This window comes from Corynebacterium sp. HMSC055D05, assembly GCF_001810365.1.
Classification (GTDB): Bacteria; Actinomycetota; Actinomycetes; order Mycobacteriales; family Mycobacteriaceae; genus Corynebacterium; species Corynebacterium coyleae.
The window spans coordinates 78154-99492 of sequence record NZ_KV801024.1 but is presented as its reverse complement, the minus strand read 5'-3'; the positions used below and the strand labels follow the sequence as shown (position 1 = coordinate 99492).

16 protein-coding genes are annotated in these 21339 nt (G+C 61.8%); 9 read left to right on the top strand and 7 right to left on the bottom strand.

Features of this window, described 5'->3' with window-relative positions; all coding sequences use genetic code 11:
* Positions 1-200 precede the first annotated feature (200 nt).
* Positions 201-4802, top strand: coding sequence for a hypothetical protein (locus HMPREF2734_RS00470; RefSeq protein WP_070568197.1), 4602 nt, complete (start codon positions 201-203; stop codon positions 4800-4802).
* A 55-nt stretch (positions 4803-4857) separates the two neighbouring features.
* On the opposite strand, the gene HMPREF2734_RS00465 is transcribed toward HMPREF2734_RS00470, so the two are convergent.
* From HMPREF2734_RS00465 to HMPREF2734_RS00455, 3 genes are read right to left on the bottom strand one after another with little or no spacing between them, the layout of a single operon-like run.
* Positions 4858-6372 carry a cutinase family protein gene (locus HMPREF2734_RS00465; protein ID WP_070568194.1) on the bottom strand — a complete coding sequence of 505 codons (1515 nt, stop codon included), beginning with the start codon at positions 6370-6372 and terminating at the stop codon, positions 4858-4860.
* Positions 6369-8462 carry a YhgE/Pip domain-containing protein gene (locus HMPREF2734_RS00460; RefSeq protein WP_070421938.1) on the bottom strand — a complete coding sequence of 698 codons (2094 nt, stop codon included), beginning with the start codon at positions 8460-8462 and terminating at the stop codon, positions 6369-6371. Before HMPREF2734_RS00460 ends, HMPREF2734_RS00465 begins: the two co-directional genes overlap by 4 nt.
* Positions 8459-9073 (bottom strand): hypothetical protein, encoded by a 615-nt coding sequence (locus HMPREF2734_RS00455; RefSeq protein WP_070568191.1) that lies wholly within the window; start codon positions 9071-9073, stop codon positions 8459-8461. The genes HMPREF2734_RS00460 and HMPREF2734_RS00455 overlap by 4 nt, the downstream gene beginning before the upstream one ends.
* A gap of 91 nt (positions 9074-9164) precedes the next feature.
* Between HMPREF2734_RS00455 and HMPREF2734_RS00450 the strand changes: the two genes are divergently transcribed.
* Positions 9165-9728, top strand: a complete 564-nt coding sequence (locus tag HMPREF2734_RS00450) for a TetR/AcrR family transcriptional regulator (RefSeq protein ID WP_070568188.1) — start codon at positions 9165-9167, stop codon at positions 9726-9728.
* 39 nt (positions 9729-9767) lie between these two features.
* Here the strand turns inward: HMPREF2734_RS00450 and HMPREF2734_RS00445 are convergent, their stop codons facing one another.
* Positions 9768-10400 carry a hypothetical protein gene (locus tag HMPREF2734_RS00445; RefSeq protein WP_070568186.1) on the bottom strand — a complete coding sequence of 211 codons (633 nt, stop codon included), beginning with the start codon at positions 10398-10400 and terminating at the stop codon, positions 9768-9770.
* A gap of 283 nt (positions 10401-10683) precedes the next feature.
* On the opposite strand from HMPREF2734_RS00445, the gene HMPREF2734_RS00440 reads away from it, so the two are divergent.
* Together HMPREF2734_RS00440 and metE are read left to right on the top strand one after the other, a co-directional pair.
* Positions 10684-11622, top strand: coding sequence for a methylenetetrahydrofolate reductase (locus HMPREF2734_RS00440; protein WP_070568182.1), 939 nt, complete (start codon positions 10684-10686; stop codon positions 11620-11622).
* Positions 11623-11636: 14 nt separating this feature from the next.
* Positions 11637-13886, top strand: a complete 2250-nt coding sequence (metE, locus tag HMPREF2734_RS00435; protein ID WP_070568179.1) for a 5-methyltetrahydropteroyltriglutamate--homocysteine S-methyltransferase — start codon at positions 11637-11639, stop codon at positions 13884-13886.
* A 179-nt stretch (positions 13887-14065) separates the two neighbouring features.
* Here metE and HMPREF2734_RS00430 read toward each other — a convergent pair whose 3' ends face one another.
* A complete protein-coding gene (locus HMPREF2734_RS00430; protein WP_168163584.1) occupies positions 14066-15013 on the bottom strand; it encodes an endonuclease domain-containing protein in 948 nt (315 codons plus the stop codon).
* A 286-nt stretch (positions 15014-15299) separates the two neighbouring features.
* Between HMPREF2734_RS00430 and HMPREF2734_RS00425 the strand changes: the two genes are divergently transcribed.
* The 5 genes from HMPREF2734_RS00425 to HMPREF2734_RS00405 all read left to right on the top strand — a co-directional run bounded on the left by HMPREF2734_RS00425 (position 15300) and on the right by HMPREF2734_RS00405 (position 19410).
* Positions 15300-15821, top strand: coding sequence for a peptidylprolyl isomerase (locus tag HMPREF2734_RS00425; RefSeq protein WP_070421945.1), 522 nt, complete (start codon positions 15300-15302; stop codon positions 15819-15821).
* 69 nt (positions 15822-15890) lie between these two features.
* Positions 15891-16565 (top strand): rhomboid family intramembrane serine protease, encoded by a 675-nt coding sequence (locus tag HMPREF2734_RS00420; RefSeq protein WP_141750381.1) that lies wholly within the window; start codon positions 15891-15893, stop codon positions 16563-16565.
* Positions 16566-16817: 252 nt separating this feature from the next.
* Positions 16818-17024, top strand: coding sequence for a hypothetical protein (locus HMPREF2734_RS00415; protein ID WP_070449894.1), 207 nt, complete (start codon positions 16818-16820; stop codon positions 17022-17024).
* A gap of 2 nt (positions 17025-17026) precedes the next feature.
* Positions 17027-17743 carry a hypothetical protein gene (locus HMPREF2734_RS00410; RefSeq protein ID WP_070568173.1) on the top strand — a complete coding sequence of 239 codons (717 nt, stop codon included), beginning with the start codon at positions 17027-17029 and terminating at the stop codon, positions 17741-17743.
* Between the two features lie 101 nt (positions 17744-17844).
* Positions 17845-19410: a catalase gene (locus tag HMPREF2734_RS00405; protein ID WP_070568171.1), complete on the top strand. Its 1566-nt coding sequence runs from the start codon at positions 17845-17847 to the stop codon at positions 19408-19410.
* A gap of 67 nt (positions 19411-19477) precedes the next feature.
* Here HMPREF2734_RS00405 and HMPREF2734_RS00400 read toward each other — a convergent pair whose 3' ends face one another.
* Entirely contained in the window at positions 19478-20869 is a 1392-nt protein-coding gene (locus HMPREF2734_RS00400) for a hypothetical protein (RefSeq protein ID WP_070421949.1), read from the bottom strand.
* Positions 20870-21063: 194 nt separating this feature from the next.
* Positions 21064-21339 carry a cell division protein CrgA gene (gene crgA, locus HMPREF2734_RS00395; protein ID WP_070449902.1) on the bottom strand — a complete coding sequence of 92 codons (276 nt, stop codon included), beginning with the start codon at positions 21337-21339 and terminating at the stop codon, positions 21064-21066.

Below are 21339 nucleotides of genomic sequence, written 5' to 3'. Positions count from 1 at the left end.
TCCTGAGTACTGTCTAAACGTCCAGTTCAGAGGGTCAGGTTTCTAAGTTTTTGGTGTTGATCTGGCGTTTTGGCTTTCTGTAGGGGGTTTCGGACTATTCTCCAAGCCGATATTGCGCTTAAATATGTAGTTATCAGTTTGGAGATCCGTGTTCAGGTGATCTCAAGGCTGCTTCGAATATCTCCTCCGAGTTGTAAGGAATGAAGCCGTTGAAGAACGCACATTTGAAGAAGCGCGCCATGGCTGCGCTCATTTCGAGCACCCTGATTGCCGGTACCGCAGTGAGTGTTGCGCCTGACGCGTTGGCACTTACCTACACCGGTTCCAGCGCGCAGATCGTCGGTGCTTACCAGTCGCTCAGCGAGCAGGAACTGCGCCAGTTCTACTCTGATGGTTACAAAGACCTCCGTAACCAGCCGTTCGACGTCAACACGTTCGTTCTGCCGAACGAGGTTGCGTCGGGTTGGTGCATCGACTGGGGTATCGACAACCCTTGGAACAATGAGATCGGTGGCTACGAGGTCCGTAAGCTCACCGGTGCCTCCGGCCGTTTCGGCGATGGCCTGGGTATTAACGACGACGTGCGTCTCGCAGCGATCAACGTCACCAAGTCCTTGATCAAGGACTACGAGCAGTACCAGAAGAACCCGTCTTCGAACCTCGTGTACCAGATTCAGACGAAGAACCGCATCCTCCAGGCACTGCTCTCCAACAACCTCGGCTCGCTGAATGAGATCCGTGGCTACTTCCACGAGAACCGCCTGAACAAGTACCTCTTCTCCTCCCTGACCGGCTTCGACATCATCTGGAAGCGTCAGGACGTTCAGGGCGACGGCACCCCGAACTACGTTCTGGTGAAGAACGCGAACTTCCAGACGGTGAAGGAGAACTACACCGAGGGCGAGTACGTCACCGTTCTGGTTCCGAAGAACTACAACCTCAACCTGAACCCGAAGAAGCACTGGACCTTCCAGCGCATCATCACGATCGTGCAGCCGGGCCTGCCGGGCCCGAAGCCGCCACCGCAGAAGGAAACCATCGAGGAGACGACGACGATCCCGCAGGATCCGTCGACCGTAACCACCACCGAGACGCTTCCGGCGCACAAGACCACCACGATGGTCACGGAGAGCCCGCGTACGGTAACCGCCACCTACACCCACCCTGAGGTGACGGTGACGGAGCGCAAGGAACTCCCGACCGCGTACACGACGGTTCGCACGACCCGCCCGCGTCAGACGGTAACCGAAACTGTTAAGGCCACCCCGGTTGTCACGACGACGACCGAGGTCGTGGGCGGCGAGACCGTCACGAAGACGGTTACCGAGACCCCGGCTCCGAAGACTGTTACCTCCACCGTTGAGGGCGAGCCGACCACTGTCACTGAGACGATCAGCGACACCCCGGTCGTCGTGACCAAGCCGGCTACCACGGTTACCGCAACCCACTGGTCCACCCCGACGCGTACCACCGTTGTGGACGTTCCGGGTACGACGGTTACCACCACGAAGACCGAGACTCCGAAGCCGGTCACGACCACCAACACGGTCACTCTCACGGAGAACTACTACACCGAGAAGGTGTACGAGTCCGTTAAGGAAATCCACGAGTACTACTACTTCGCTGGCTTTACCAAGAAGGACAAGTCCAAGGAGATCGAGCTGCCGGGTGGCATTAAGGGCTCCTGGACCTTCGAGGTCACCAAGGGCCGCGACATTGTCATCGTGGAGCGCACCGAGGACGGCAAGCTGATCATCACCCCGAAGCCGGGCTTCGAGGGCGAGGGCGACGTCGAGATCCTCATCACCGATGAGCGCGGCAACCAGTACATCTACCGCGTGAAGGTGTCCGACACCATCACGGTGAAGACCCAGACCAACGTCACGGTCAACAACTTCTTCTACACCCTCAACCCGAACGGCGAGAACCGCGTCAAGATCATCCCGCTGAACCCGGGTGACAAGATTAAGAATCGCGTCTACATCGATGAAAACGGCGTGGAGCACAAGGTTGTGCCAGGCAGCATCAAGGTTGATCCGGACGAGCAGGGCGTGAAGGTTGAGGTCACCGACACCAACCTGCGCGGCCAGGTTGTCGTCACCACGGTCGACGAGAGCGGCAACGAGCGCGAGAACATCGTCACCATCGAGAACACCACCTCGAAGTTCGAGGTTGTTCGCGAGATCCTGAGCACCTCCACGGCGATCGTGGAGCGTCGCGGCGGCACCTTCAAGATCGTCGAAGGCAACGATTTGGTGGACATCACCGAGGGTGACAACGACACCTGGGTCATCACGCCGAAGGATAAGGACCGCGAGGGCAAGGTCGTCGTTGTCTTCACCGACAAGAACGGTGTCGAATACAAGTACACGATTGACATCAAGAAGGATGTCAACTCTGGCCCGGTCATCCGTAACTACGAGATTCAGAGCAACGGCTCGGTCAACATCGAGCGTCGCAGCGAGTGGGACATCAAGGTCATCTCCGGCGATGTCGAGGTCACCGAAGGCCGTGGCAAGCTTGGTGGAGAAGGTGCTGACCAGGACATCTGGACCGTTAAGCCGCGCAATGGCTTCACGGGTGAGGCGATCATCCACATCATCGACAAGAAGACCGGAACCCTGATCGGTGTCTGGAACATCCAGGTCAACCCTGCTCAGGATGTTGATGGCTTCGACTTCAAGGAGAATGAACCCCGCAACATCGTCGACCGCGCGGTTGTGGATCTCACCCTGGGCTACAACGAAGTAAACAGCGATGGGCGGGTTTCGAACCGCTTCACCTTCGACGTTGACCAGAAGTTCGACTCCTTCGACAAGATGCTCGAGCACTACAAGAAGGAATACGACGGCATCATCGACTTCGAGAAGTCGAAGATTGCGGAGGACGGCGACTGGAAGCTCGTGTTCAAGCCGGGTGCAAAGGGCCAGGTCCAGGTTCTCGAGACCGCGCTCAACTTCAAGGACGACGCCAACGGCAAGTACGAGAAGATCACCAAGTTCACCTACAACGTCACCCCGGCTCCGGTCCGCAACCTCGAATACGATGTCACTTCCGACAACGTGCTCGAGCTGGAAGGCACGAACCTTCGTGTTGTCGATGAGAACAAGGACGAGGCCAAGAAGCTCGTTGTTGACGAGAACTCGCTGCCGACCGGTGATACCAAGTCGGTGAAGATCGAGTTCAACCGCAACGCCGACGGCAAGATCGTTCTGGAGAACCTCACGGACGAGGGCTTCGTCTTCGAGCGCTACACCATTAACGTCACCCCGGGCCGCGACGCTGAGGTCAAGCCGCTTGAGCGCGAGATGGCTTGGAACGCAACCGCACGCATTCCGGGCGCGAAGGACGACGATTATGTCGTCACCGAGGGCGAGGACCTTGTCAAGATCGAGCGTGATGAGAAGAACGATCAGTTCATCATCACGGGTCTGCCGGACAAGACTGGTCTGGTCAAGATCCAGGTCAAGGACGCCCGTGGCGTTTGGGCCGAGTACCACCTGAACATGGTCGCTCCGAAGTCGGGCGAGTCCACCTACACCGTCTCCACGAACTCCGAGTTCCGTGCGACCGTTGTCAACGGCAAGAACAGCTTCCTGCTCGTTGAGGGCGGCGAGTTCTTCCAGGAGCCGAAGACCACCGATGGCGAGTGGATCCTCAAGCCAAAGGCTGACGCCGCAGGCAAGTCCGGCGTCGTTGAAGAGCGCGACTCCAACGGTTCTGTGCTGAACCGCTACACGGTGAACGTCGTACAGGGCCGCGTCTCTACCAACCGTCAGCAGCGTTCGGTGATCCCGGTTACCGGCTACACCGACATCCCGCCGATGAAGAATGGCGGTAAGTTCTTCATCACCTCGGGCAGCGAGTACGTGACCACCAGCACGGTGGAAGGCAACTTCCGAGTCACGGCGAAGCCGGACACCGTCGGCCAGGTCATCCGCGTTGAAGAGCGTGACGGCGAAGGCACCGTTCTGCGCACGATCCTGCTGGACATTGTTCCGGTGGACACTGCAGACTCTGGTGTGCTGGTCTCCAACGGCAAGTCCACTGGTACGAACAAGGATCTGCCGGAGATCAAATACACGAACAACCCGACCACCGGCACGATCACCATCACCCTGCCGGATGGTGTGAAGAGCTTCGTTCCGGTTGAGAACGGCGGCAAGGTCAAGAGCGTCAAGGAAAAGGACGGCAAGGTCGTTGTCGAGACCGATCAGGGCGCACCTGGCGACAGCCTGAAGTACGTCCTGGTTGACAAGAATGGCAACCAGTCCTACGTCCGTACCCTGAAGCTCAATGTCAAGGTGACCGGTGAGACCGGAAACCAGACCACCAAGGGCTCCTCTGAGCTCGACGGCACGTGCATCGCCGGCATCGTCGGCATGACCGCGCCGCTGCTGCTGGCTATCCCGCTGGGTATCCTGTCGCAGGTTCAGATCCCGGGCCTAGAGCAGGTCTCCGCCCAGGTCAACGCGGCAATCCGTCAGGCGAACGACCAGATCCAACGCGGTTTGGGCATCCACGACGAGAACCGTGCACAGCGTGCGGCTGGCATCCAGGGTGCGTTCGCTATCGAGAACCCGCAGATGATCGGCCTCGCAGCCGGCGCTCTGGGTGCGATCACCCTCGGCCTCCTGGCAGTCGACGGCGTCATGCGCGCATGTGGTGCAGGTGAGTACACCTCCTCCTACATGGTGGGCAAGGCGACCGGCAACGAGACCCTGATGAAGGGCTCCTCCGACAAGATGCCGGAGTCCAAGGACAAGGGCACCGAAGAGAACAAGCCCGCTGAGGACAAGTAAACCTGCAGTGAGCTAACCCGCTAGGCGAAAGCCCGGCGGGTTTTCTCTTGCGCATTTACTTTGCGACGACCCCACGCACCACCCGGTCAAGCCACCCCAACGCATAGTCATACCCCGTCTGGCCACCCACCTTGAACCCACCGGGGATGTCAGTGAAGCCCAACTTGTAATACGACATGTGCCGCGGCCCGAAATCGCCAGCACGCTGCGCCGACGACACCAGCACTGCGTTCTGGGGATCCTCGTAAGCGGCGCGTAGGCCGGTCACATCCAGCACCTGCCCGCACAACGCCGCCACGGTGCTATGCGCCCAGGCCTGGCGGCCCTCGGTGCCGGTTGGGGTGCGGGGGATCACGCCGAGGCGATGCAGCTGCCAACTGAACTGCTCCACAGCATGGATGGTGCGAAACACTTCGAGGGTGAGATCGAGCCAGGCGGTGGTGTCGTCGTCAAGCAATTGCGCCGCCTGATCGCGCAGAGGCTCAAGCGCCTGGAACAACCACGGCCAGGTCACGCCCTCCTTGGCCAACTCCGGCAGTGCGGCGAGCAGCGCGATGGCGGCTTGTTCGGCTGGGGGAGTGGTGCTGGTGCGCGCTGCGTGCTGCCCGAGGGCGGTGGCGGCGGTGGTGGCTTCGATGATGATTTGGGGGATGAGGGTGGCGTCGATAAGTGAGAGGCCCGATTGCTCAAACGCCTCGCGCACCGGCAGCCCCTGCGCGCGTAAGTCGCGGAAGCGGGCGACGCGGATGCCGGTGATGGCGTTGAAGGGGCCGGGTGTGACATCGCGCATGGCCACATCCGCAAGCGTGCGCAGCGGGCTCGTGGGATCGGTCGCGCACGCCATGTCCGCGCCGTTGCACAGGGAGAGCACCTTGCCCTCCAGGCCGGTAAACGGCGTGGTGCGGGTGCCGGCGAGGCCCTCGAACGCGGGGTTGAGCGTCGTGCCACCGGTCTGCACCGTCTCCCCGTTGCGGCCGCGCACGCCCGCAGGTGGTTCGGCGTAGAGGCGCGAAGGTTGCTGCGGCGCCGGGTCACCCAGCGGCGCGCGGGCGGGGTCGGCGAAGAGAAGGACGGCGGCGATGTCATCCGCACCCACACCCCGCACGCGACCGGCGGCAACCTCCGCTGCTGCATCACCGACCAGGTGGGCGCCCTGGGAGTAGCCGATCAAAATGAACCGGGTGCCGGGGCAATGCCGGGCCACGGTCTCCATCTCCAAGGTGGCCACGTCCCGGCCGTAGCGCACCGACTCCCCATACGTGGCCGCCTCGGTGCCCTCCGGGACGTTGCCCGAGGTACCGAACACGCTGAAGCGGCCCAGCGAGGCCGGGTACTTCACCTGAAACGTGGACACCGTCCGGGCGCCGAAGCGGGTTTGGAGGTCGTCGGCGGGGGAGGAGGTGTCGTCGAAAAGCGACTCGCGCGCGGACGGATGCCACGAATGCGAAAAACCGGACCCCGCCGCCTGAATCACATGCACGGGGTGGCACCGCAACTGCAACGCCTGCGTCTGCGGCGCCGCGAGCGGCACAAGCGCGGCGGCCAGCAGGATGGCTAGGGGGCGTCTCACACCGTCAACTCAGGGTGCAGGTCCTTGAACGCCATCGTGCGACGCTTCCGCAGCGCGAAACACGTAATGGCGATGGACAGGGCCGCGACGAACAACAGGACCGTAAGCGCAGTCCACAGACGCGGGTCATACGACGGCGCACCGAACAGGGCGTAGCGCACCAAATCCACCGAATAGCGCATCGGATCCCACGTGTGCACCCACTGGATAAACCCAGGCTGCACCTCCGGCGGATACAGGCCGTTCGACGCCACCAACTGCAGCGACATCAACGCCATCGTGGCCAAACGGCCAGGCGCCGGGCCCAACGTGGTGTTCAACGCCATAATCGCCGAGATAAACACCCACGACACGAACACCAACACGCCGAACAGCGCCACCGGGTGCTGCGGCTCCACCTTCAGCACACCAACCTGCACCACCCACAGCGCCACAGACTGCGCAAAGCCAATGATCACGGAAGGGATCATCGTGTACAGCATCACGCGGAACGCGCTCACGCCCGAGTCGATGGCGCGGCGGCTAAACGGCTTCATGATCATGTAGGTGATCAGCACACCGAACCATTGCGACAGGGCCAGGAAGAACGGGCTTAAGCCCTTGCCAAAGTAAGTCACGCTGTCGCCCGTGTGCTGCGGGGTCACCGGATCCGCGGCGGCGTGGATCGCCTTGTCCAGGCGTTCGCCTTCCCACTTCGGGGCTTCCTTGGCGCCGTCCGCAAGTTTCATGGAGAGCTCGCCGGTGCCGTCAGAAAGTTTCACCAGGCCGTCGTTCAAATCGCTCAGGCCCACCACCAACTGGTTCGAGCCGGCCGCCAACTTCGAGGTCGCATCCGTCGCCGTATTCGCAGCGACGACCAACTTCGACGTACCGTCCTTCAGCGTCGTAATGCCGGCCAGCAGCGTGCCCGAACCGTCCTGCAGGCGGGCCAGACCCTCCGCAAGAGTGCGGGCACCCGCTACGGCGCTATCCACGCCGCCGCGGTACTGCGCGGTCGGATCAGACAACTGCGTGGCCAACTCGTGCGCACCGGCCTGCAACTGCATCAACTGGCCAACCAGGTCGTTGCCCGGCACCGCCTGCAGCGGACCAGCGTTCAACTGTGCCTTCACGCCACGAGCTTGCGCGGCCAACTCGTTCGAGCCCGGGATAGGGGAGCGGTCCAGATCCGCGATCACGCGGTCCAGGTTCGCATTGACGTCAGCCAACGCCGCCTGCGCCTGGTTCAACGTGCCAGCAAAGCCGGTGAGCTTATCCACGCCACCTGCGATCTTCGTCGCACCGGCACCCAACTGCTGGGTACCCGCCTGCAACTGATCCAGGCCGTTAGAGAGCTTGGAGGCGCCGCCGGATGCGGTGGTGATGCCGTCATTAAGCTGCGCCGCACCGTCCTGCAACTTGGCCACACCGCCGTCGAGCTTGCCCACCGCACCCGGCATCTGCTGCACCTTGTCATTGAGCTGCTGGATACCGTCGTTGAGCTTCGTGCCGCCGTCGTTGAGTTTCTGCGAGCCGTCCTTGGCCTTATTCGCACCGTCGTCGAGCTTGCCCGCGCCATCCGCGGCGTCCTGCACGCCCTGCGACAACGTATTAATGCCGACGAACAGCTGGTCCACCACTTTCTCACCAACCGAGTTCGACACCGCAACCGCGACCGCCTCACCGGCTTTATCACCCAACACCGTCGGGATGAAACCGTTCGTCTCATTCAAGGTGATGTTGATCTTCGCCGAATGTGGATCCTCTGACTTCACGCTGGTCACAGCCTCAGAGAAGTTCGTCGGAATCTCCATACCCAGGTAATACGTGCCGTTAGCAATGCCCTCCTTGGCCTCCTCGGCACTGACCAACTGGAAATCCAACGGACGCTGCTCCAACAGCTCGTCAACCACCTGGTCGCCGTTCTCACCCTCATCCGAGTTCACCAACGCAACCGGCAACTTGTACAAATTGCCCAGTGGATCCCAATACGACCACACAAACAAACCGCCGAACAGCAACGGCAGCAACATGATGGCAACAAGGGCAAGCGGTGGGAGCTTGCCGTTCAAAAACTTCCGGAAATCGGTTCCGATATGCAGGCCGCTCATAGCCCCTCCTCATTGACCGTATTCACCATCACGGGAAGGTGGACCGCGACGCCGCGGAGGTCGCTAAGAAGCAACTTGCGCAACTTCATGTCACGGACCTGATCGATGTCGTCGACAATGAGCAACTTCGCCTCCGGACGCGAAATCAACGCAAGCAACACGCGCAGACGGAAGCGCTCCAGCGGAGTAATGTCGCCGACCTTGGCCAGCAGATCCAGCTCCTCCAACTGCAGCGGCTCCAACCACTTCTCCACGTACGGATGCGCCTTAATCGCCTCCGGGCTGCGCGGGGTGCGCTTGAAGAAACTCTGCGACCACGCAATCTGCTCCCGCACCGCATCCCGCACGCGCACCAGGCGATCGATCGAGTCGATCTCCGGTACGCCCGCCAAGGCGACATCGCGGAAGCGGTCGTGGTGGGTGGTGGGTTCGCTATCAAGCAGAATGGTGCCCTCTGCAGGGCGGAAGCGACCCGCCAGCGCAAGGCTGAGCAGCGTCGAATCAGACTCGCGCGCCGTGTTGAGCAGCGTCAAACCGCGGCCGGCGTCGAACGACTCCGGCTCGTCACCACTGCGCAGCACAAGGCCCTGTACCGACAGGATTGCAGACATTCGGTCCCCTAACCGTAGGGTGGACTATCACTTAACCCGTGATATGGTGCTTCCCAATTCAATCACTGTCAAACCCAGAGTGGGGAGTGCCATGCGCGCAGACGCCCGCAAAAAACGCGACCAAATCATCACGGCCACACTCCAACAGATCCAAACCCGCCCCAGCTCCGAAATCACACTCGAAGGCATCGCCGCCGACGCCGGAGTAGGCATCGCCACCCTCTACCGCCACTTCCCATCGCGCGCATCGCTTTACGACGCCTGCGCCATCGTCTACATCGATGACCTCCAAACCCTCCTCGACGACACCCTCGCCGACTTCCACCGCGACCCCCAAGGCAGCTTCGAACGCTTCGTCTGGGCCATCGTCGACTCCGGCGTCGGCATGCTCGCCACCGCCCTTGCCGCCGAACCCTCCGCTGACGGCCCCCGCATCATCGTCGAACGCCGCGAGACCTTCATGCACAACGTGCAATTGCTTATCGACGAAGCCGTGCCCCACAACATCGTCGCCCCCGGCCAAACCGCGCTGCAGCTCGCCACCGAACTGATCGTGGCCACCCGACCGCTTGCCTCACCCCTGGCCGATCTGCTCCCCGACGTGCGCGATCGCCTCGTCCGCCACCTCATGGCCGGCTGGCGCGCGAACGTATAGGCGTTCGGGAACGGGGCTGGGCCCGGAAGGGACGTGGCGCTAGTCCTCCAGGCGGTGGCGACCTGCGGAATCGTCAGAATCGTCGGCCGAACGTGCTTCGCGGTCGTCCTCGGTAGTGGTGGAGTAGACCAGCGTGGAGGTCCCACCAGCGCCAGCACCGCCAGCACGACCAGCGCCGCCCTCGGCGACCGAGACGAGGTCGAGGTCGGCGGGGGAGTCGTCGCGAAGTTCAGCGATTTTTTCCTTGAGGAAGAACTCCCACGCAGCCCATGCGCTGCCTGCGGCGACGGCGCTGAGCGTCGACCACTTGATCACGGAGCCGATGGTGCCGAGCACGCTGCGGCCTTCGTCCTTCTTCTCCTTGGCGTGGTCTTTAAGGAAGGCGAGTTGGGCGGCGCGCAGGGGAGCGTCGGCGTCGAAGGCGGCGCGGCGGCGGTCGAGGCGCTCGTGGGCCTTGCGGGTGATTTCACCGGCTTCGGCGCGGGCGGCGCCGTAGAGCTCCTGGAGTTGGTCGCGGTCGAATTTGTCGGTGAGGTCGGAGAGGTCGCCGTCTTTAAGCGTGTCGATGAGGGACTGGTAAATGTCGCGCTCGCGTTTGTCGTTTTGGTCGCGGAAGTACTTCAGGCCTTGGTTTGCGAGGGCGTAGGCCATGCCGATGGTCCTGAGGTTCATGTGGGCTCCTTTGTTTAGCGGGTTCAAGTTTTGTTCGATTGGTTCGGTGTCTAGCGTAGCGAAGCCCCCGCAGAACGGCTCCGTACCAAGCGTTACGCAAAAATGAACCAAGCGGTTCAGTGTGCGGTATTTACATTCACGAAAACCAGCCGCATGACCTGCGTAAACGAGCAAAATAGACAACCTTGATTGTGGCGCGGAAACGGGCAACATAAGTTTCAAGTCACCGTTTAACCACGGTGCAACAAGTCCCGATGACAGCCAGCCGAGAGAAAGGTCCGCCATGTTCGAAGCCTCCCCTTCGACCCGGCTTTCCGCCTCGGCACCCATCGACCGCGAGGGCGCTCCGGTGATCCGCCGCCCCCGCCCGAAGCGCCAGCGCACTGCGTTGAGTTTTGAGATCATTCCGCCGCGCCCCTCCGACAGCGTGGCCAAGATGGACGAACTCATTGCGGGCCTGGCCGCCTACAACCCGGATTACGTCTCCGTGACCAGCTCGCGTCGCAGCGAGTGGCTCGAAGGCACTGCCGCGGTGATCTCCCGAATCGCGGAAACCACCGACCTGCGTCCGATCGCTCACCTTGCCTGCACGGCGGGTACGCGCGAGGAGCTCACCGAGTGGATCCGCACGCTTATCGACGCCGGCGTGCGCGGCTTCCTCGCACTCCGCGGCGACCTGCCCGAAACGGGCATGCCGGAGCACCACCTGCAGTACGCCACCGACCTGCTCAACCTCATTGAGGAGGTGCAGGAAGAGGAGGCGTTTCGCCTCGCCGCCGGCAAGCTCGCGCTGTCGGTTGCGTGCTACCCGAAGGGGCATGAGGAGTCGCGAAATTTCGACCATGACCTGGATGTGCTGCTGACTAAGCAGCGCCTGGGTGCCGATTTTGCGATTACGCAGCTTTTCTTCGAGGCGCAGGATTACCTGGACTTTGTCGAGGTGGCACGCCTGGCTGGTGTGCGTATTCCGTTGATTCCGGGGATTATGCCGATGACTTCCCTGAAGCGTGTGCGCCGGATGGGTGAGTTGTCGGGGTTGGAGGTGCCTGAGGTCGTCGAGAAGCAATTGCTCGAAGCTGACGACGAATACGAAACCGGCATGCAACTCACCGCCAAGCTTGCGCGGGAGATTTTGGACGCCGGCACCGGCGGACTCCACGTGTACACCCACAACAACCTGGCCGTCACGCGGGACTTCTTGGACCGCATCGGCATCCAATAGATAAAGGACAAACCATGACCACCTTCCCCAAGGCAACCATCGAGGGTTACCCGCGCATCGGCGCGAACCGCGAGCTGAAGCACGCGCTTGAGAGCTACTGGGCAGGGCGTATCGACGCCGACACGTTCCGCTCCACCGCCCGCGCCCTCCGCGTGAACAACTACAACCATCTGCGCGACCTCGGCCTCACCGAGGATTACGCCATCCCCGCCGACGTCGCCCTCTACGACCAGGTGCTCGAGACCGCGCTGACCGTGGGCCTCGTGCCGGGCGGGGTGGATCTGGACGAGGAGTTCGCGCTCGCCCGCGGCAACGCCACCCGCGTGCCGCTGGAGATGACCAAGTGGTTCGACACCAACTACCACTACCTCGTGCCGGAGATCGAGGCTGGTCAGGAGATTAAGGCCGTGCCGGAGCGCATCCTGCACATCGTCGAGGAAGCCGCCGAGGCCGGCCACAAGGTTCGCCCGTTCCTCGTCGGCCCGGTCACCCTCATTGCGCTGTCCAAGCCTGCCGAGTGGTCGCTGCTGCCAGCGCTTGTCGACGCCTACGCCGAGGTATTTAAGGCCCTCAAGGACGCCGGCGTGGAGTGGATCCAGATTGCCGAGCCGGCCGTGGTCGCCGACCTGTCCACCCCGGACGCCGAGATTGCCAAGTACCTGCGTTCGGCCTGGTCTGATCTGCTCGGCCGCGAGGGTCGCCCGAACGTCTACCTGACCACCCCGTACGGCTCCGCCCGCGAGGCCCTGCCGGTCCTCGGCGAACTCGGCGTGGAAGCACTGCACGTCGACCTTGCCCCGTGGACCCTCGACGCCGACGCCGACTACCCGGAGCGCATCCGCACCACCATCCCGGAGACCACCCACCTCGTCGCCGGCATCATCGACGGCCGCAACGTCTGGGCCGCTAACCTGCGCGAACGCACCGAGGTCCTCGAGTCCCTCGGCCGCCCGGTATCCGTCTCCACCTCCACCTCGCTGCAGCACGTGCCGCACACCCTCAAGGCCGAGCGCAACCTGCCGGTTGAGGTCGCACCGTGGCTGTCGTTTGCTGACGAGAAGCTCGCCGAGATCCAGGCACTTGTCGCCGGCCCGGACGCCGCAGCCGAGGCGTTCGCCCAGTCCGACCGCGCTGTGCGCACCCGTGCAGAATCGACGACGATTCACAACCAGGCGGTTGTGGACCGCGTCGCAAAGCTGCCGGAGGGCGAAGTCAAGCGCGAGCCGGCCTTCGAAGAGCGCATCAAGATCCAGCGCGAAGAGCTGAAGCTGCCCACCCTGCCAATCACCACGATCGGCTCCTTCCCGCAGACCCAGGAAATCCGCAAGGCCCGCGCCGACCACCGCGAAGGCTCCCTTTCCGACGCCGACTACAAGGAAGCCCTCAAGGCCGAAATCAAGCAGGTCATCGAACTGCAAGAAGAGATCGGTCTCGACGTCCTCGTCCACGGCGAAGCCGAGCGCAACGACATGGTCCAGTACTTCGCCGAACTCCTCGACGGCTTCGTCGTCACGGAGAACGGCTGGGTCCAGTCCTACGGCTCCCGCTGCACCCGTCCGCCAATCGTCGTCGGCGACGTCTCCCGCCCGAAGGCCCTGTCCGTCGACTGGTCCGCATACGCCCAGTCCCTGTCCGACAAGCCGGTCAAGGGCATGCTCACCGGCCCGGTGACCATCCTGGCCTGGTCCTTCAAGCGCGACGACGTGCCGCTGTCCGTCTCCGCTGACCAGATCGGCGTCGCCCTTGCCGACGAAGTCGCCGACCTCGAGGAAGCCGGCATCAACGTCATCCAGATCGACGAGCCGGCCCTGCGCGAACTGCTGCCACTTCGTGCCGACGACCGCGCCTCCTACCTCGACTGGGCCGTCCGCGCCTTCCGCCTCGTGTCCTTGAACGCGAAGCCGTCGACCCAGATCCACACCCACCTCTGCTACTCGGAGTTCGGCCAGATCATCGACGCCGTCGCCGGCCTCGACGCCGACGTCACCTCCATCGAGGCAGCCCGCTCCAAGATGGAACTGCTGGAAGACATCGACGAGACCTTCCACTCCGAAATCGGCCCCGGCGTGTGGGACATCCACTCCCCGCGCGTGCCGTCCACCGAGGAAATCGCAGGCCTGCTGCGTGCCGCGCTCGAACACGTGCCGACCGAGCGCCTCTGGGTCAACCCGGACTGCGGCCTGAAGACCCGCGGCTACGCCGAAGTCGACCCGTCCCTGCGTAACCTGGTCGCCGCCCGCGACGAGGTCGTCGCCGGCCTGTAGGTTCCGGTCGCGCCGGGGCGTGCTCTGCCGCGCCGGTGCGCCGGTGCCCCGGTGCGCCGGTGCCCCCGCCCCCGCTTCGAGTTTCCAGCGAACTAGTTGTAGCGAACCGCCCGAAAACCGCGATTCGCTGGGTGTAGTTCGCTGGTTTCTTTCGTTTCAGGGGTGCGGCGCGGCGCGCTCTAGGGGAATCGGGATTGGCGTTGCCTTGGACGTTGCTGGGTCGCGGCGACTTGCGGCTCGCCACGCTTGTCTGCCCGTGCTTTCGCCTCCCGTATCCGGCGGACGCATTCCTCCGGATTCCGGAGTATCTCCCGTGTGAAAAATCGGATGACCTCGTATCCCTGCTCACGAATCCAAGTTTCGCGCTTGAGTTGAGAGAGGACGGCATCGTGAGGCTTGTTCTCGAACTTATCGAGGCCATCGATCTCAATAACGAGGTTTCCCCAGATCAGGTCGACTCGGAAATCTGGTCCGATCCACAGTTGCATCTCCACCTCAATACCGTTTTCGTGGAGGATCACACGCAGGAGGGTCTCGTACGGTGACTCTGACCAAGGAGACGCAAGTTCGAGTGCCCGCCGTGCGTTCGCAATCCCTCGTTTTCCCTTGAGACGGGCAATTTTGGCTTGGATGGTCTCCCATCGTCTCCGCTTTTCTTGGAGGGTGCCGAAGCTTAGAAGCCAGTCCATCGCGACCGCGCCCTGACGCACGCCGTGAAACCGCGCGATGTCGATCGCGGTGCGCTCTGGGCTTGTCACCTGTATTTTTCGGTCCGCACCGATGCAGTCGGTCCGGTGGATGCAGTAGACGTCCGATTCAGGGATCCGCATGTGACGGTAACGCAGACCGTCGGGCCAGTCTTTCGTGGATGGTGGCGTACCGTGCGTTTGTGCGAGCTCGATGACTTCCTTGCCGTCCGGGATGGTCCACATGTTCAGTAGGCGGGCGGCCGAGCGACTCACCAACACCGAGCGATGGGCCGATGAACCTGCTGCGTAGCAGCGTAAGTACTCGCGCTCGTACGGCCGCAGCGCGTTCCACGCTTCGAGGCGCACGTATCGACGCGATGCAACTTTTACGCATGCTTCCGCCTCGGCGACCGCCTGGCCGACGAGCAATTGCGTCAACTTTTCCCCAACCATATGACCCCCCGGTTTATGATGCTGGATTAAAAGTATCCGCTGGGGAGCCGATGCACAAGAGCAACGTGCTAGCCGAGGCCTCCGATCGAGTTTCCAGCGAACCAGTCCCAGCGAATCGGCAATTTTCGACGATTCGCTGGGACTGGTTCGCTGGGTTTGCGATCAAAGTCCTGGACCGCCCAGGACAGCCCAGGACAGCCCAGGACAGCCCAGGACGCTCAACCGCCGACCCGGCGAACGCCCTCGGACGATTCCGCGTAGTCTGGTCGGCATGACTCAGAAGACACAAACGATGACGTTGCACACGAACCACGGCGATATCGTGATTGACCTGTTTGGCAACCACGCGCCGAAGACGGTTGAGGTAATCACTGGCCTGGCGACGGGCGAGCAGGAGTACGCCACCAAGAACGCCCAGGGTACGACCGAGGGCCCGTTCTACGACGGTGCGATTTTCCACCGCATCATCCCGGGTTTCATGATCCAGGGCGGCGACCCGACCGGCACCGGCACGGGCGGCCCGGGTTTCCAGTTCGCGGATGAGTTCCATCCGGAGCTGCAGTTTGATCGTCCGTATCTGCTGGCTATGGCGAATGCGGGCCCAGGTACGAACGGTTCCCAGTTCTTCATCACCGTGGACGCCACCCCGTGGCTGAACAACCGCCACACCATTTTCGGCGAGGTCACGGATGAGGCGTCGAAGAAGGTTGTCGACGAGATCGCGAACGTTCAGACCGGTCGCATGGACCGTCCGGTTGAGGACGTTGTGATCAACTCGGTCGAGGTCAAGTAAGAAGACACGCCTCGATCAGCCCTCGCCAGTTGGCGGGGGCTTTTTCGTGCCCAAAGTACGCTGAGGGCCATGTTCCCCAATGCCATGAAGAACACGTTGAAGAATGCTCCGGCCACCTCCGTTATTGCTGCGTTGTGCACGTTGGTGTTTGTGGTGACGGCGGTGCAGTCGAGAAGTGTGATGGACGTGATTTGGGATTCGCCGGTGGGGGAGCAGATGATTCTGTTCGGCCCGTTGGTGTACGACTGGGGTTATTTGCGCACGTTGAGCGCGGGCTTTCTGCACCTGGACATTACGCATCTTGCGTTGAACATGTTCATGTTGGTGTTCATTGGCGCGGAGGTGGAGCGCTTTGTGGGGTCGGGTCCGTTTGCGGTGGCGTATTGCGCGGGGGTGCTGTGGTCGTCGATTAGCGTGCTTGCGTTTAATTTCACAACGCCGACGGCGGGCGCGTCGGGGGCGTTGTACATGCTGATGGCGGTGCTCATCGCAGTTGCTTATCGACGATCAACCGACCTGCGCGCCCCGCTCACCCTGGTAGCGGTGAACGTGGCGTATTCGCTGATGTCGCCGACGGTGTCGCTGTGGGGGCACCTGGGTGGGCTGGTCGCGGGTGCGGTGATGGGGTGGTGGCTGACCTCGCCGAATGTGCGCACGCGGTGGGTGGCGGCGTGTTCGGCGTTGGTGGCTGCGGTGCCGGTGGTGTGGCTGCTCACGGTGCCGTCGACGATCCCTGTGTACTAACCGGAGTTATCCACAAGCGTTATCCACAATGTGGAGAACTACACGCGTGTGTTTTCTCGAACGACACGTCGAACAGCGAAAACGACACGCCGAAATTACCTGGTGTTTTCGAATAATCCCCAGCACATCCACGGTGCCTGTGGAGTTGTGCACAGAGTTATCCACAGGTGTGGATAGTTGTGTTCGAATAGCTGGAGAGCAGTGTCGCTGCTGTTGGCTAGGATCAGAGCCAAAAGAAAGAAGGTGATTCTCATGAAGCTGAAAGTGCGCCGCTTTACCAATGCAGAGCTGCGAGCACGCCAACGCGATTTGCGTGCGAAGTTGACTGAATCCTTGGGGGTTGCGTTGCCATCTGATGACGTGCTGAAGGAGCTTGCCTGGTCAGGCGGGTTCACCTACGAGCAGCGAGACATCTACGACGAGTTGCGCAGGGTGGAGTCACTTCTCGGGGAGCGTTAAGCGTGGAGAAAGAGGCTGTAGAGTTCCTGCAGCAGGCACTCGACTTGGCGCTTGATGTATTGCCAGTCGCGTCCATTCGCGACGTTCGGTGCAACGCCGAATCCAATACGGATGAAGATCGCGTTGTCGGTAGTTTTCAACTGCCACTTGTTTACGGATCTGGACAGTCTGACCAGGGGGTTTCGAAATCTGATTACAGTGCGATCTATCAGGTTTTTATCGAATATGAGCTCGCGATCGGTTCAGGCGAACAGTATTTGGCCGTCGATCGAAGCAAGTTCGAGATCCGCGTCCGCACTTCACCTGGTATCAGGTTCGAGTATGAACGCGGATATACCTCTGCCCCTACGGCGCATATTCACTCTTCGGGGATCTCCGGGTTGTTAAGTGTTGCCCTTATGGCGAACTTCGAGGGAACAAAGGCCAAGGACAGGCGCAAAGGCGACCTACAAGCCCTGCATTTTCCCGTAGGAGGGCGACGGTTCCGTCCTTCACTGGAGGACTTCTTATATTTCGTTGTCCGCGAATGTGGCTTCCGAGGAAAACCTGGGTGGGAGAGCAAATTGCTGCAGTCGCGAGAGGGGTGGCTGGACAAGCAGCTCCGCGCTGCGGTTCGGGATCATCCTGCGGAGGCAGCGGAGGCGCTTCGAGACCTCGGCTACAACGTGGAGCCGCCTTCTGGTGGCGACGTGGAGAAGCGTAGAAAACGTACTTGGTAGCCACCGTCGACGCTGCATACGAATGTTTCGCCAACCCGTTCGTACGGAAGTACCTACGCTGGGCGGGGTACACGACAACAACAGCGAACTGAGGAGTGAGCATGGCTGAGAAGAGTAAGGCGGAGGAGATCGTCGCTAAGGGCGAGCGTCCTGCGGGCAAGGGCCGTACCACTGAGTTGAGTGGTCAGCCGGTTGCGTCGGAGAACATTTCGGTGACGCAGGGTCGTCAGGGGGCGAATGTGCTTAACGACGTCCACCTGATCGAGAAGTTAGCCCACTTCAACAGGGAAAACGTTCCGGAGCGTATCCCGCACGCGAAGGGCCACGGCGCGTTTGGCGAGCTGCACATCACGGAGGATGTGTCGCAGTACACGAAGGCGAAGCTGTTCCAGCCTGGCACCGTTACGCCGATGGCGGCGCGTTTTTCCACGGTCGCGGGTGAGGCTGGCTCGCCGGATACCTGGCGTGACGTGCACGGTTTCGCGCTGCGTTTTTACACGGAGGACGGCAACTACGACATCGTGGGCAACAACACCCCGACGTTCTTCCTGCGCGACGGCATGAAGTTCCCGGATTTTATTCACTCGCAGAAGCGTCAGCCGAACTCGGGCTTGCGTGACGACGAGATGCAGTGGGACTTCTGGACCCGCACCCCGGAGTCCGCACACCAGGTGACCTACCTCCTGGGCGACCGCGGCACCCCGAAGACGTCGCGCCACCAGGATGGTTTCGGCTCCCACACCTTCCAGTGGATCAACGAGGAAGGCACGCCGGTGTGGGTGAAGTACCACTTCAAGACTCGTCAGGGTTGGGAGTGCTTCACCGACGAGGAGGCCACGGAGAAGGCCGGTACCGATCCGGATTTCCAGCGTGCGGACCTGTTCAACGCGATTGCAGAGGGCGACTACCCGATCTGGGACGTCAAGGTGCAGATCATGCCGTTCGAGGAGGCGAAGGATTACCGCTTCAACCCCTTCGACCTGACTAAGACCTGGTCGCAGAAGGATTACCCGCTGATCCCGGTTGGCTACTTTGTGCTGAACCGCAACCCGAAGAACTACCACGCGCAGATCGAGCAGCTTGCGCTTGATCCGGCGAACTTGGTGCCGGGTGTGGGTCTGTCGCCGGACCGTATGCTGCAGGCGCGTGTGTTTGCCTACTCGGATCAGCAGCGTTACCGCATCGGTACGAACTACAAGGACCTGCCGGTCAACCGCCCGATCAACGAGGTGAACACCTACGCTGAGCGTGGTTCCATGGCGTACTTCTTCAACGAGGAGAACGAGCCGAACTACTCGCCGAACCGCACCGACAAGGGCGCCGGCTACTTGGACAACGGCGAGGATTCCTCCTCCAACTTCACCGATTACGGCCAGGCGGAGAACCTCTACGTCAACCCGGATCCGGAGGGTACTGACCTTGTGCGTGCTGCGTACGTCAAGCACGCGGAGGACGACGACTTCGGCCAGGCTGGCACGCTCTACCGCGACGTGTTCGACGACGGGGAGAAGGAGCGCTTCGTTCACAACATCACCAACAAGATGATGGCGATTAAGAACAAGGACGTCGAGGAGCGCGTTTACGAGTACTGGGGCAAGGTCGACGCGGACCTTGAGACCAGGGTTCGTGAGTCGCTGGCGAAGAAGCGCGCGGCACAGAACAACTAGCGCAAGATAAAGACCGTTGAGTCAGCAGACTCAACGGTCTTTTTCAGCTTCGCGGTTTTAGAAGGGTTTAGAAGGTACCGCGGACCTGGCGACCGAAGTCAGAGGTGGTTGCGTCGAGGGAGGACACCTTCTGGTCGTTGTACAGGGAGGTGTCGCCTGCGAGGCGGCCGGTCTGGGTGACGGTCAGGGTGTTGTGGAGACGGCCTTCCTTGGTGTTGCCGTCGCCGAAGGAGAAGCCGGCGAGCAGCATGTCGTCGCCAGCGTTGACCGGGTTGGACAGGGTGACCTCGAAGACGCGGACGTTGCGGTCGAAGTCGTAGCCAAGGTCACGGACGTGGGAGCCGTTGTAGCGGGTGGTGGTGATGAGACGGTCGACGCCCTCCGGGCCGGCGAAGGTGCCGACCTCAACGCGGAAGGTGACGGCCGGGAACTCGCCCCAGTAGCGCTTGTCGCCAACGTTCTTCACGCGCAGCGCGACGGAGCCTGCGAAGCCGGAAGCCTTCCAGGTGGAGGTGGTGAAGTGCGGCTGCAGGTCGAGCTCGCGCACAGCGTTCTCTTCTGCTTCGATGACCTCTTCAACCTCACCGGTGTTGGTCTCTTCGACCTCGTCGATGATGTTGGTGCCCTCGTCGGTGATGTCGTTGTTGGTGACGTCTGCTGCCTTGTCGTCCTCAACCTTGTCAACGTCATCGAGGTTCGCGCCGGTCTCGATCTTCTTGACGTCCTCGTTGTACGCCGGGTTCGGGTTGTCCACCGGGGTGGTCACCTGTGCGCCCTTGTTCGGTGCCCAGGAGCCGGCCGGGGTGGCGTAGTTCTTGACACGCACCTCGTTCTTGACCGGCATATTGGCGATCCAGGCGGTCGGGGTGGCCCAGGTGCCGTTCGGGCGGCAGCGCTGCTGGGTACCGGTCATGGTGACGGTGCGGAAGCCGTAGGTGGCCTCGCCGGTGTTGCCTGCCGGCACCTCGTACGGGCCGATCTGCTGGCCGACGGACCAGCTCAGGGAGCCGGAGACGTCCCAGCCGAGGGACTTGGCCAGGGAGTAGCCGATGTTGCCCTGCAGGCCGTCCTTGGAGCCAGAGCCACCGAGCGTGATCGTCTCGGTCTTAGAACCGTTGACGGACGCGGAGATGGACTGGGTACGGGACAGGTCCTGGGACAGCGGGATGGCCTTGTCGGACAGGTTGGTGGTGGAGATGGTGCCCACCGGCAGGAAGTTGTCCTTCACCTTGTACACGACGGTGCGGTAGTCCTCGGTGGAGTTGCAGACCGGACGTGGGTTGAGGACGTTGGCCTTCAGGTGGTCAGAACCACGGTAGGTGTGGATGATCGGCAGAGCATCGTTGGTTGCCGGAGTCTCCGGATAGGACTCTTCAAGGGTTTGAGCGGTTGCGGTGACTGCGGAGCCGGCGATGGCGACGGCTGCGAGTGCTGCAACGGCGGAACGGATTGCGCGCACGGGCGGTCCTTTCTCGGTGACTTTTCCTTTGAAAACGTTGAGGTGAGATTTAACTCTCACTGATAAAGTGATAATCGAGTGCACAGGTTTGTGCAGAAAACTGTTGTAGAATTCACCGAATCCGGGGGTAAACGAAACAAACGGGGCGCCGCGGAAACACTCCGCGACGCCCCGTTTAAGCAGGGAAAACCGGTTTAGCGCCAACCCATGGTCATCAGCAGACCGAGGATCATGCCGGTAAAGCCGATGGCGTAGTTCCACGGGCCGAGTTCGGCGAGGAACTGAATTTGGTCACCGGCGAGGTAGTACAGGATCAGCCACGCCAGACCGAGAATCATGAGGCCGAACATGATGACCTTGTACCACACTGGGGTGCCACCGGTGTTGACCTTGACAGGGGTACGGGACACGCCGGTGGAGGTGCTGCTGACCGGGCGGACCGGGTCCTTGGTTACTTTCGCTTTAGGCAT